We start from the raw sequence: 12,261 nt of genomic DNA, 5'->3' as shown, positions 1-12,261 counted from the left end.
CACGCGTTTCGATTCGTAAGCGAAGGTCTTTTCAGTTGCCTGACTCAAGAGCAAATCTACAGCGCAGTGATATGCATCTTCCCGTGATATCAGCTTTGTTTCAGACTTGAATAAATCGAAAGCTGCGATTTAGCGAGCCATCAGTAGATTGATTACTTCTTTATTGAGCCTGTTTTTGCTATTTCCATTTCTCATCTTTAGGAATTAGGCAACCTGAACGCGAATCTATTGTCGCTCCTCAGTATGATTACTAAATCTGCGTTTATTCGGGCAACGAACGTAAAGTCAATCTTAGTTTCTAAGAGAGCCAGTATTTATTGGCTGGAGTACTCGCGTCTGCTGGTCAATGGTGGACGTGCGGAATACATCACCGACACTTGCAAACGCCAGTTGTACTGGAACATTCCTATCACAAATACCACCAACATTTTGTTGGGTACGGGAAACTCTATGATCCAAGCGGCTAGGAGCGAGCTGGCAAAGGCAGGTGTACTAGTGGGCTTTTGCGGTGGCGGCGACACGCCACTGTTTGCCGCCAACGAGATGAATGTGGAAGTTGCCTGGCTCTCCCTCCAAAGCGAATACCGACCTAGCTTATACCTACAAAGTTGGGGGCGCTTCTGCATTGACGATGATCTGCAGATGGCGGCGGCCAAGCAACTGCATCGGCTGAACTGGCTGCCTGCCCAATGGACGACCCGAGCACTACGCGATGCTGGTTTTGATGTGCCCATGGATGCAGTGCAGGCGCTGGTGGCCCAGTTCAAACCCTTGATTGCCCACGCGCCAAGCATTACTACATTGCTCTCATATGAAGCCCGCCTGACCAAGGCGCTTTACAAGCTTGCGGAGCAGACTTGCGGCTATGGCGACATTACCGAAGCCAAATGGGACAGCGGCACAGATATCTCCAACCTGTTTAGGGATCATGGCAACTACTTGGCAACTGTGCTCGCCAAAGTCGCTGTTTCAGCATCCTCTAATCAAACCCAACATGCCTGACTTGCCAAATCAGATTGGTCGCGATTCTCTACGAGCGCCGCAAATGATCGACGAGGAGCAAATTGCAAATGAGCGCTACTTTGGTCTCGGTTTGATTGCGGCCTTGATCGCCAATGTTCTTTTCGGTGCTCAACGCCTCGTCACTGAATTGCTTACGAACCAGGTAACCGGTTGGTGGATTAATGTGTTCGGTGCTGTGGCATTGAGCATGCTCTATTTCTACTTTCGAATGGACCAGACCAAGCGCTTCAGGCTCTGCGCCCACATCGGAATTGCTCTTTGCGCGCTTGGCCTGGTGGTCCCTGTGCTTTATGGCATGACTTCTTCGTCATGGTGGCTCGTGATTCTTCCGCTGGCAGCTGTACTTCTCATGGGGGTGCGGCATGGGGTGCCTTGGGCTGGTATCTGCGCGTTAACGATGGTTGCGATACATCTTTTTGGCGAGAGTCTTCTCATCGCTAACGCCGCGGGGGAGACTACCGTTGAGTCCTCAGGTAGTCGGGTCATGCTGGTGCTGATTCTCTTTGGAATTGCAGCACGCTCTAGGTGGGTAGCGGAGCGTCAAACTGATGAATTGCGCCAAGCCCGTGACGCAGCCGAACAGGCGAATCAAGCGAAGAGTGATTTTTTGGCCAACATGTCCCATGAAATTCGTACGCCGATGAATGGCGTACTTGGCATGACAGGGTTGCTTTTGGAAAGTAATCTCAATAAAGAGCAGAGGGATTACGCAACCAGTATTTGCCATTCAGGTGAGGCATTGCTTGCAATCATCAACGACATACTTGACCTCTCCAAGATTGAGGCCGGGCGAATGGAGTTTGAGTCGAATCCCTTTTCGCTGGATGTACTCGTGGACTCGGTGGTTTCTGTTCTGCGAATTCGCGCCGAAGACAAGGGCGTTTTCTTTAGCGTCGGTCTTCCCGAAGGCGACGGAATGGATTACGTCGGTGACAGCCTTCGTATCCGACAAGTGCTGTTCAACCTCCTGGGCAATGCCGTTAAATTTACGATGCAGGGCGAGGTTCGGCTCGAGATCAAAGTCATTACAAACGGACTTCGCTTTGAAGTTCGTGATTCCGGAATTGGCATCTCGCAAGAAGGTCTGGCCAGAATATTTTCAAATTTTGTTCAAGTCGACTCATCAACTTCACGCAAGTTCGGAGGTACCGGCCTCGGACTGGTGATTTCCAGAAAGTTGGTCGAAGGCATGAACGGATCCATGGGGGTTGAGAGTGAACTGGGGCAAGGTAGTTGCTTCTCGTTCGAATTGCCACTAAAGCAATCTGAACGCAGCATATGGAATGCCCCGGTTGATGCTCTGTCGAAAATGACCGAGGTTTTGCCTGTATCGACAGCTCACCCGGCGCATCCAGGTGCTGAGCAAGCCCTATCAAAATCTACTGATTTAGCGAAACCTTCAGTTCCTCCCGTACTTCTGGTGGAGGATCACCCGATCAATCAAAAGGTTGCAACCGTTTTGCTCCAGCGCATGGGTTACGAAGTCGACCTCGCAGAAGATGGTGAAAAGGCAGTCAGCGCAGCCAACAAAAAGCTTTACGCCGTTATCTTGATGGACGTCCAGATGCCAAATATGAACGGCTTTGATGCTACGCGAGCCATACGTTCGGGTGGCGGGCTCAATGCAGACACCAAGATCATCGCCCTCACCGCCAACGCAATGCAGTCAGATAAAGACGCATGCTTGAGTGCAGGCATGAACGATTTTTTGACCAAACCGTTTAGCAAAGAAGCCTTAACTGCTTGTATCCAAAGCAATCTTTAGGGCCGCAGCGCGGGGGGCAAATCCATTGCTTTGCCGCATCCAACAGCTTTTTCTTGGTGAGTGAATCGTCGACGGCAACCAGCTTGGAGATCCAAGTCGAAATGTGGCAATAACTTGCTCTCTGGTCTCCACGCACTGCATCAGTGAATTTGCCAACTCAATACCAAAAAGAGTCATCCTCCGGAGACTGCATCTGGCCCGCAGCGACTGTGGCCCCAAAACAGACCTCAAGGTTTTGAAAAGCGGACATTCAACGTCCGGGGTAAGGCGGGGATTGTGCCTCATCGACGCTCGGCCAACTTGTGGAAGAGATGACTAGCGAGCACTAGATGATGACAGGCACGCTCTGCAGAGATTTCAATGTTGCCTTGAGCCTTTGGATTGCGGATGCCGGCCATTGACCCCGCGAACAAATCCAAGTATCTCTGGTGAGATGTTCCGCCCGGACTCGGTGGACAGATCATCGAGCGTGATCACGGGCTTCGATGGAGCGAAAGCTCTGCGCATTTGCGGTTCGCCATCCAATGCCTCCCTGGTGGCGGAACGGAAAATTGTCTTCACGTCTGAGTTCGACTCTTTGAAGACAGCTTCAACTGCATCGGCATATTGACCAGCTTCAAACCTTGGGCGAGCAAGCTCCACTGGGCGTGTATGAACAAGCGCCCAAAGTCCAGTTGCTTAACCCTTCTGACTTCTCTGTTCATCAATGGCATTCGCTTGCCGCAACTTCGACAGTAGTTCAGTCCCATTGGTAGCGCGACAGGGTTGCCGTTGGTGAGGTAGACACTTTAGCCAAAGACGTTCTCTAGCTGAGCCACACAGCCCGGACATTCAACCAAGTAGGCTTCACCGCAGCGTTCGCATCGGGGCCGCGAAGGTGGCCCATCTGCTAGATACAAAATGTGGCGAGAACGCAGGGGGTGGACTAACGTGTGCCAATGCTGGCTGCGCAATCTCTTATAGGACATGTATTCATCCAGGGGAAAAGGGTTTAAGCAAAACCTGATTTGAGTAAGTTGTGGGAGTTTGTGGAAGTGGGCTCCAGACCGGGCTCTGATAAAACATCTCAATGTGGCGGGTTTCCAAGGCACAGCTGAAATGTATCAATGAGTGCACCATCAACTTCAAGTGTGTTTGCAATAATCTTTCGCGCTAGACGACACGAATAGGCTTAACATCAAGAAAAAATTCGATCCGATATTGTTCACCAAATCAAAAAAGCAATTGCTACTAATGAATGTGCGCCTTTTTGAAGATGCTTTGGAGAGCACTTCCAATATATCGGTTGATAATTGACAAATAGAGACCACTGATACACCTGACTACTGTGGGGAGCTTCGTGAATGATGTTTACGACGATGAGTCGTCTGCTTATTCGTAAAAGTTTCTTATACTTTTGCGAAGATGGCTGATATGCACAACACAGGGACATTTAGCGGTGGATATGCCTACCAAAAATTGCGGTCACTGGGATGTACTGAAGTAGCTGCGAAATCTTTTGCAACAAAAACTTCCATTAAATCATTTGAAATGGGGGAATTAATCTGGCGCAAGGGGCAGACGATATCGCATTGGTGCATGATCATCAATGGAGTTGTATCCTGCTCATTCATTGATGAAGAAAAAAGGGATATCCACATCGCACTTTTCAATGAAAACTCCTGGTTCGGCGAGCACGCGATATTGTCTGAGAAGCCGAGTTTTGGGAACTATCGCTGTCAGGTTTCTGTAGATACGCTGCGGATTGAGGCAGCCTCCATGCTTGAGATGCTGGATACAGAACTTGCATTTGCATCCAAACTTGCAAAAGTGGTGGCGTCGCGGATGCAACGAACCTCAGAAATGCTGATGCTATTCCGGATGGGAAATCCGGCATTACGTTCTGTCCTTGGTATCAGCCAATTTGCCGAAGCTCTGGCCTACAAATCCGACAGACCACCCACCATGGGAATAGGCTCCCAAGTATCCATACCCATCAATCAATCAGTTTTAGCCTCACTCTGCGGGGTGTCTCGAAGTCGGCTTTCGATCGTCCTACATTCTTTAGAAAACAAAGGATGGCTGCGTTTGGAGTACGGAACGATTGAGGTTTTGAACTTACCTACCTGGCATGCATTTGCAGCCTCAAAGAGGTCTTTGCGCTTGATCAATTATGAACCCACCATCGACGAATTGCTCAACGATCTGAGTGTGTGCCTGTTTCGTCTAAGCTGAGCGAGCATCAGAAATTTGGAATGACGATATGCACTAACGACTTTTGCGTATCAGATATATTCGGTATTGCGGAACTTTAACTAAAATACTGAGCTTACCTTGACTCGTTTGGTCTGATCACAAATACATTTTATGTTCCCATCGATGATTCACCAAGGGTGATGGCGTTGTAGTTCTTTGTAGCTGGTTTTTCATCCTATGTGTCGCTGAATATGGCCCATCGGTGCGTACGACAGTACGAATGGTGGGGCTTCTATGGTCAGCTGCGTCGGTGACGATGGGCAGTAATTCTGGTACATGCGCTTCGTAGGCATGCTCTCAGAATTGCTGCCGTTTGTCTTCGGTTGTGGGGATGCAGAATGACTCTTTACCCAACCTAGCAGCACTAGGAAGTAGAAAATTCTGGATCCAACAATATCGTATTCGTAGTAAATTGCTAACCACGGACTCCAAAGCCCAGTGCTACTGAAAATGGGGGGACGTCGAGCTTCCAGCCCAGTCTGGATAAGAACAGGATTCTGGCGTTAGCAGAACTGGGGTTTGTGGAGCGGCGCCAATGCGTGCACTTCCTGGGGCCACCGGGCACCGGCAAGAGCCATCTGGCGATTGCCTTAGGGGTGGAAGCAGTCAAGGCCGGTAAAAGCGTGTACTTCTCGACCCTGGCAGAGTTGGTCGATTCCCTGCGCAAGGCCGAACGGGAGGGACGTCTGCGCGAGCGGGTGAAGTTCCTGAGCCGCTACAGCGTTCTGATCGTCGATGAAATCGGCTATCTGCCAGTGGGCTCGGGTGGCGGAAATCTGTTCTTCCAGCTGGTTAATGCTTGCTACGAGCGCAGCGCCATGATCATGACAGGCAACCTTGGCTTCGGGGAGTGGGCAGACATCTTTGGAGACCCGGTGGTGGCCACAGCATTATTGGACCGGCTACTGCATCACGCAGTGGTAATTCCAATTGAAGGCAATTCCTACCGTCTCAGAGAACATGCCGGTCTGATTCCGGACCATCTGCGCAATCGACCGTTACTCCATGGCGAGCAACCGGCAGAAATTAAACGCCGGCCTGGCAGACCCAGAATGGAGTTCCCGCCGTCGTAACCGGGCTGACTGCCCGAAACTCCCAGGGGTGGAGGAAAATTCGACCGGCCAAAGGGGGGCGCGGACAAAGTCGAAGCACCACACCAAATTGCCCCCCAGTGGTGACATTGGCCATGGGCTGGTTCTGGCAACGTCGCGCCCGCGCTTTTTGCGTGGCGGCACCTGAAGACCCGCTGCGCTCCATACGCGGTCCTTGCTGATCTTCATGCCCTGGCGCGACAGAAAGACATTGATCCGCCGAGCGCCAAAGCGCGGGAATTGCCACGATAGATCTATCATGGCTTCAACCACTGGTACGTCTTTAACCGGCATGCGCAGGTCGTAATACAAGCCCGAGCGGGCTGCTCTCATTAGCGCACACGCCCGCTGCTGGCTCAGTCCATGCTGTACTGCGTAGCGGGCCTGCTCCAGCCGGGCCTGTGCGTTCACCATTTTTTGTGTTGTTTTCCATCATGACCTCGATTTCCAGGTCACGCTGCAACAAGCAACTTCTTCAATCGGACGTTCTCCGCCTCCAGCGCCTTGAGGCGCTTGACCTCGTCGGTATCGAGTTGGCCGAACTTCTTGCGCCAGATGTAAATCGTCGCATCACTGACGCCATGGCGCTTGGCAACCTCCGCCACACTGTCCTGGTCCGTCTCGCGCTCTATCCGAACTATCTGCTCGTTGCTAAATCGTCACTGCTTCATTCCCGTCGCTCCTTGCAGCAGAGACCATTCTCTCAAGCTTCAATTAGTTCGAAATTCACCCGGCAGGACAGTATTAGATTCAATATACCTCTCAAAAGTAGACAATAAAAAAACGCTTCCATAAAAAGCAACATCAATGATGAACAGAGGATTGTGTTATCAAATGCTCCTCACGGGACAATTGATGGAGAGGGGAGTCTTATTAGAGTAAAAAATGGTGTCGCAATTATGATCGCCCTCATTCACTTAACCAATCAAAAGACTATTTGATTTATTGGATATTCGCCATGAATAAACAATTTGTAGATGAAAAACTATTGATGAAACTCGGAATGCGTAAGGATTGCATGTCCGATAAGGTAGCATTAATTACTGGCTCAGCCAGAGGTATCGGCGAACACACTGCTTATGCTCTTGCTTACTTGGGAGTAAATGTGGCTATTGCAGATATCTCAGAACATGGCCAATCGGTTGCAAACCGTATTTCAAATATTGGAGGTAAAGCGGAATTTTTTAATTCTGATTTGGGGCGTGAAGAATCTAGATCAATACTCCTTCAAGCGATAAACGAGAAATTTGGGAATATTGACATATTGATTAATAATGCAGCACAAATACAGATTGGCCATACATTAAATAAATCCATTTCGGAATGGAATAGTGATTACTCTATAAATCTTGTTGCGCCGCTTAATTTAATGCAGAAAATTATTCCGAAAATGTTGAAATCAGCGTCCGGTACAGTAATCTCGCTCATATCCCTTGAGGGTATGCCATTTATGGGAAGTTACTGCTCCAGCAAAATGGCACTCAGATCATTAATGATTTCACTGGCTAAAGAGATTCCCCCAGAATCTGGAGTTTCCGTCTTTTCGGTTATGCCGGGTGCAGTTGATACGCTAACAATAGCAAACATGGTTAATTCATTTTCAAAATTGATTGGAGTAGATGAATCCGAAATTAGAAAAATGATGTCCAACAATCCAGGTTATGAAGGACTGGTTCCTGTAACTCATGCTGCTGCTTCATTAGCTTGGTTTTGTTGCAACTCACCTCAGTTTCACGGGCAATTTGTTGATGGGTTTTTGCCGCTTAGCCAACATGGTGTTATTGATGTGCAAAGAAAGAGCGAAAATCAATCCCCGGATCACCAAAATCCGAACATCCCTAATTTTGAAAGAGATATGAATGAACTGATTGGAATTAATAGAAGCTTGGAAAATAGAATTATTGAAAGAACCCGTGAACTTGAGGTGGCAAATAGAAAATTACTGGAATCAAGCATGACAGATCCACTGACTGGACTATGGAATCGTCGCTATGCGGACCTTGCTATACGAGAGGAAATTGCGCTCTCTATGCGAAACAGTGATGATGCTCCGCAAGGAATTCACTTGGTGCTACTGGATATTGACCATTTCAAGAGTATCAATGATCAATTCGGTCATTCATATGGCGATCATGTATTAAAAGAGATTTCGATAATTTTGAAAAATCAATGCCGATCTACAGATAAAATAATTCGATGGGGAGGGGAGGAGTTTTTAATAATTGCCAAAGATATTAAGGATTATAGTATCGAATTTTTGGTTGAGCGAATTCGCACATCGGTTGAAAATCATTCATTCATAAGTGAAGATGGAAAAAAAATAAAATGTACTTGCTCCATGGGTTTTGCAGCATTCCCACTCTCGAGTCAATCATTTTTTCCTTCATGGGAGACTGTAGTTTCAATGGCTGATTCTTGTATGTATGCAGCGAAGAATAATGGAAGAAACCAGTGGTTTGGTATAGATGCAGATATGGATACACTCCAGAATATAGGTATGTCTCCAAAAAATTTGAACGTAAATGAACTACGTGGTTATGGATTAATAAAGGCGATGAAGCCGATGTAGCGGAAGATTCGCTTGTTAATGCTGATGAAGCTAAATACCTTGCAATGTATCAAAATAGTAAATACAACAACAGCCATTTCTATCCAATTGTTTAGACGAGGTTAAGTGTTTTTGCTTTTTGTAGTGCATTTCTACATAATTATTTGGTAGTGTGTTTGCTCTTAAAGTTCATGCCTATAGAGATTCTTCAGCACTCTAGTGGTTTTGACCATTTAGCCCAGCACCTCCGGTACATTGGAATTGCCACTCATATTGTTTCCTGAACAGCTCAGCCGGAAGGTCGCCCAAGGTAAAGTGTGTGCGGTAAGAGTTGTAGGCATCAAACCATTACTACAGTTGAGCCATCACCGTTTTTAGGTCCGGGCGTTCAGCCAACTTGGAGTAGTCCCGATAAAAGGTTTTCACGAAACTCTCCAGCATCCCATCCTATTGCTTTGAATGGCGTGGCCCGAACGTGAAGTCATGCTGGTGTGTAATCGCTGGAAGCAGAACAATGCCAAACGGTTCCATCGCATCAACCGAGAAGTAGGTCTGACGCTGCTCCTCAAACGGCCTCGGCGTAACAAAGCGGCGCAGCTGCGTCAACCCAAACGCCGAGCCCATGAAATAAACGAGATCATGAAGCATGGACTTTCAATCGGACGCCTTGTTAATCGGTAAGCAATGGGATGGACGCTCCCACCTTTCGCGGCATCGTAGTGTGCCAAAGTGGAGATGCGAAACAACCACTTGAACAGAAGGAGCGTCTGATATGAAGGTTACTACTGTAGGTATTGATCTGGCAAAGAATCTCTTCCAGGTGCACGGCGTGAATGAGTACGGGAAGGTCGTCATCAAGAAGCAAATGCGCCGCGACCAACTGGCGGAATTTTTCGTGAATCTCCCTGCTTGTCTTATCGGTATGGAGGCCTGTGGCGGTGCCCACCATTGGGCCCGCAAACTGCAAGGGTTCGGTCACACGGTCAAATTGATGGCTCCGCAATTTGTCAAACCGTACGTCAAGACCAACAAGAACGATGCGGCAGATGCTGAAGCAATCTGTGAGGCGGTAGCCAGGCCCAACATGCGATTTGTGCCAATCAAAAATGTCGAGCAGCAAGCAGTGTTGGCATTGCACCGCGTTCGACAGGGCTTTGTCAGGGCGCGCACGGCACAGGCCAACCAAATTCGGGGCTTGATGTCGGAATTTGGATTGGTCATTCCCCAGGGGATTGGCTATATCGCGGGCCGAGTGCCTGAACTCATTGAAGATGCCGGCAACGATTTGCCGGGTTCATTCCGGGTTCTCGTGCAGCGGTTGCTGGATCACCTGAAGGAGCTCGACCGGCAAGTCGACGAACTGGAGTCGCAGATCGTGAAGTGGCACCGCCAAAGTGATGCCAGTAGCAAACTGGCACAAGTGCCAGGCATCGGACCTATCACTGCCAGCGCGCTGGTTGCCTCACTGGGAGATGCGAAGAACTTTGACGGAGGCCGTCAGGTCGCAGCTTGGCTGGGCCTGGTACCAAAGCAGCATTCCAGTGGTGGGAAGCAGAACCTGCTGAGTATCAGCAAACGCGGTGACACATATCTGCGCACCCTATTGATTCACGGTGCACGTTCGGTCATTTACCGCGCGCAGCAGAAACCGGATTCCTGTAGTTGGATTAACGGGGTCGTTAATCGCCGGAACAAGAATGTGGCGGCCGTGGCGCTGGCCAATAAAAATGCGCGCATCGTCTGGGCATTGTTAGCCCATGAGCGAGAGTTCCGGCCTGACTACACGCCCGCCACGGCGGCCACGTAGCCAAGCCGGCCGAGTGAAGTAATGCAATAAGAAAGCCAGACAGGGAGAACAGAACCACCGATTGCTCAGGCAATCATGAAGTGATGGCAAGATAGGTCAGACCGTGGTTGACAAAGCCCGTGCCGGACGAGGCACCTAGAGTGCGTGTAAGCGATCGAGGCGTCAACCAGCGAATCCCATCAGGGACAGTGATCCAAAGTCACAACTAAAGTCCGAATGTACGGGTGCAATCTTTACCTTCGAGTCGTCATGAATTGAAAGCTTGGCAAACCGGGAGCGTCCATGTACGTCCGGCCATCCCATCTGGCAATAACGTCTCCAATCTACGAGCATCATGTCCACATAAGTGATCGTGGACGAATGTACACAAACAGCCAACACTCCCAGACTGGCCGCAGCCGCCGCACCTACAGTCCAGAATTCAAGGCCCAACTAATTGCCGCTTGCTGCATTCCCGGCATGTCGGTCGCTTCCGTGGCCCAAAACCACGGCATCAATCACAACATCCTGCACCGCTGGTTGCGTGAGCTGCCTGACAGCGGCCAGCCTCGGGTGAATTCAGCCGCTGATTTGACGCCTCCTGGCTTCATTGAGTTACCCATGCCACCGGCCTTGCCTGCGACGTCCCCCCATTTTCAGTAGCACTGGGCTTTGGAGTCCGTGGTTAATTTAACTGGTTTTTGAATCAATGTTTTTCATAGGCTGTTGGTGTCAAGCCACCCAGTGATTTCTTCGGCCTTTCCTTGTTGTATTCCCGACGCCATGCTTCAACGATCATGCGGGCATGCTGCAGGCTTGTAAACCAGTGCTCGTTTAAGCATTCATCCCGGAAGCGTCCGTTGAAGGATTCGATATAGGCGTTCTGATTTGGTTTGCCCGGTTCGATCAGGAATAGCTGAACACCTCTTGCATGAGCCCAAGTCAGCATGGCGCGGCTGCAGAACTCTTTGCCGTTGTCTGTCCGTATCGCTTTGGGTAGCCCTCTGGTGCTGGCCAGTTGCTCCAGGATTCGCACCAGTTGGTTTCCGCCTAATGCACGCTCTGGCACGATCGCTACCGCCTCATGGGTTGCGTCATCCACCACCGTCAGGCTCTTGATGCTGCGCCCCTCGGCCGTTCGATCAAACACGAAGTCCATGGCCCACACCTGGTTGGCGGCCGTTGGGCGCTCCAAGGGATGTCTGTCGCTCAGAGGAATCTTCTTGCGCTTGCGCTTCTTCACCTGCAAACCTGCTTCAGCGTACAGGCGATCCACGCGCTTGTGGTTGATGAGTTCACCGGCCTGGCGCAGCTTCAGATAAATCATGCCTGCGCCGTAGCGTCGATGCCGCTGTGCCAGGGCAATGATCTTCTCCTTGAGCACACAGTTGCGGTCCTGAGCTGGCTCGTAGCGATAGGCGCTGGCGCTCATGCCCATGATGCGCAACGAGCGACGTTCGCTTAGTCCATGGCTGATCATGTCGCGCACCAGTTCGCGTCTGGCCGGTGCGCTCACCAATTTTTTCTCAAGGCTTCTTTCGTTACCTCGTTTTCCAGCATCGCCTCTGCCAGCAGCCGCTTGAGGCGCCCGTTCTCCGCCTCCAGCTCCTTGAGGCGCTTGGCGTCAGATACGTTCATGCCGCCGAATTTGCTGCGCCAGAGGTAATAGCTGGCTTCTGAGAAGCCATGCCGCCTGCACAACTCGGCTACTGCCAGGCCCGCTTCGGCTTCACGCAGAAAGCCAATGATCTGTTCTTCTGTAAATCGCTTTTTCACGTCCAATCTCCTGTCTCTGGGATTGGACTCCAAGCTT

General features: G+C 50.0%; 8 protein-coding genes and 2 pseudogenes. 7 read left to right on the top strand and 3 right to left on the bottom strand.

What is annotated here, in order from left to right:
- The first annotated feature begins 243 nt into the window (after positions 1-243).
- The 4 genes and pseudogenes from cas1f to istB all read left to right on the top strand — a co-directional run.
- On the top strand, positions 244-1,002 hold the full coding sequence (cas1f, locus tag ACOAP0_RS15390; protein WP_498377116.1) for a type I-F CRISPR-associated endonuclease Cas1f: 759 nt from the start codon (positions 244-246) through the stop codon (positions 1,000-1,002).
- Complete coding sequence (locus tag ACOAP0_RS15385) at positions 995-2,788, top strand: ATP-binding protein (protein WP_498377115.1); 1,794 nt, start codon at positions 995-997, stop codon at positions 2,786-2,788. The genes cas1f and ACOAP0_RS15385 overlap by 8 nt, the downstream gene beginning before the upstream one ends.
- A gap of 1,404 nt (positions 2,789-4,192) precedes the next feature.
- Positions 4,193-5,002: a Crp/Fnr family transcriptional regulator gene (locus ACOAP0_RS15380; RefSeq protein WP_498391459.1), complete on the top strand. Its 810-nt coding sequence runs from the start codon at positions 4,193-4,195 to the stop codon at positions 5,000-5,002.
- Between the two features lie 485 nt (positions 5,003-5,487).
- Positions 5,488-6,096: pseudogene (gene istB / locus ACOAP0_RS15375) on the top strand (IS21-like element helper ATPase IstB); the annotation flags it as partial.
- Between the two features lie 470 nt (positions 6,097-6,566).
- Here istB and ACOAP0_RS15370 read toward each other — a convergent pair.
- A pseudogene (locus ACOAP0_RS15370) lies at positions 6,567-6,761 on the bottom strand (transposase); the annotation flags it as partial.
- Positions 6,762-7,072: 311 nt separating this feature from the next.
- Between ACOAP0_RS15370 and ACOAP0_RS15365 the strand changes: the two are divergent.
- Positions 7,073-8,683, top strand: coding sequence for an SDR family NAD(P)-dependent oxidoreductase (locus ACOAP0_RS15365; protein WP_498377113.1), 1,611 nt, complete (start codon positions 7,073-7,075; stop codon positions 8,681-8,683).
- Positions 8,684-9,109: 426 nt separating this feature from the next.
- Here the strand turns inward: ACOAP0_RS15365 and ACOAP0_RS15360 are convergent, their stop codons facing one another.
- A complete protein-coding gene (locus ACOAP0_RS15360; protein ID WP_498377112.1) occupies positions 9,110-9,310 on the bottom strand; it encodes a hypothetical protein in 201 nt (66 codons plus the stop codon).
- A 124-nt stretch (positions 9,311-9,434) separates the two neighbouring features.
- Between ACOAP0_RS15360 and ACOAP0_RS15355 the strand changes: the two genes are divergently transcribed.
- Both ACOAP0_RS15355 and ACOAP0_RS15350 read left to right on the top strand, forming a co-directional pair.
- A complete protein-coding gene (locus tag ACOAP0_RS15355; RefSeq protein WP_498374862.1) occupies positions 9,435-10,469 on the top strand; it encodes an IS110 family RNA-guided transposase in 1,035 nt (344 codons plus the stop codon).
- A 282-nt stretch (positions 10,470-10,751) separates the two neighbouring features.
- On the top strand, positions 10,752-11,111 hold the full coding sequence (locus ACOAP0_RS15350; RefSeq protein ID WP_498377111.1) for a transposase: 360 nt from the start codon (positions 10,752-10,754) through the stop codon (positions 11,109-11,111).
- A gap of 43 nt (positions 11,112-11,154) precedes the next feature.
- Here ACOAP0_RS15350 and ACOAP0_RS15345 read toward each other — a convergent pair.
- Positions 11,155-12,224, bottom strand: a protein-coding gene (locus tag ACOAP0_RS15345) for an IS3 family transposase (protein WP_498377110.1) whose coding sequence is annotated in 2 segments (ribosomal slippage) — positions 11,155-11,975 and positions 11,975-12,224 — 1,071 coding nt in all. Because the reading frame shifts where the segments join, the coding sequence is not laid out codon by codon here.
- Positions 12,225-12,261 lie beyond the last annotated feature (37 nt).

It is taken from the genome of Curvibacter sp. Hmag1.1 (assembly GCF_059769165.1).
The sequence above is the reverse complement of the archived record's forward strand: the minus strand, read 5'-3'. Positions and strand labels throughout refer to the sequence as shown.

Coding starts and splice junctions, on each gene's coding strand:
- ACOAP0_RS15365 (WP_498377113.1), top strand. CDS start 7,073: ATGAATAAACAATTTGTAGATGAAAAACTATTGATGAAACTCGGAATG.
- ACOAP0_RS15350 (WP_498377111.1), top strand. CDS start 10,752: ATGTACGTCCGGCCATCCCATCTGGCAATAACGTCTCCAATCTACGAG.
- ACOAP0_RS15385 (WP_498377115.1), top strand. CDS start 995: ATGCCTGACTTGCCAAATCAGATTGGTCGCGATTCTCTACGAGCGCCG.
- cas1f (WP_498377116.1), top strand. CDS start 244: ATGATTACTAAATCTGCGTTTATTCGGGCAACGAACGTAAAGTCAATC.
- ACOAP0_RS15380 (WP_498391459.1), top strand. CDS start 4,193: ATGGCTGATATGCACAACACAGGGACATTTAGCGGTGGATATGCCTAC.
- ACOAP0_RS15360 (WP_498377112.1), bottom strand. CDS start 9,310: ATGCTTCATGATCTCGTTTATTTCATGGGCTCGGCGTTTGGGTTGACG.
- ACOAP0_RS15355 (WP_498374862.1), top strand. CDS start 9,435: ATGAAGGTTACTACTGTAGGTATTGATCTGGCAAAGAATCTCTTCCAG.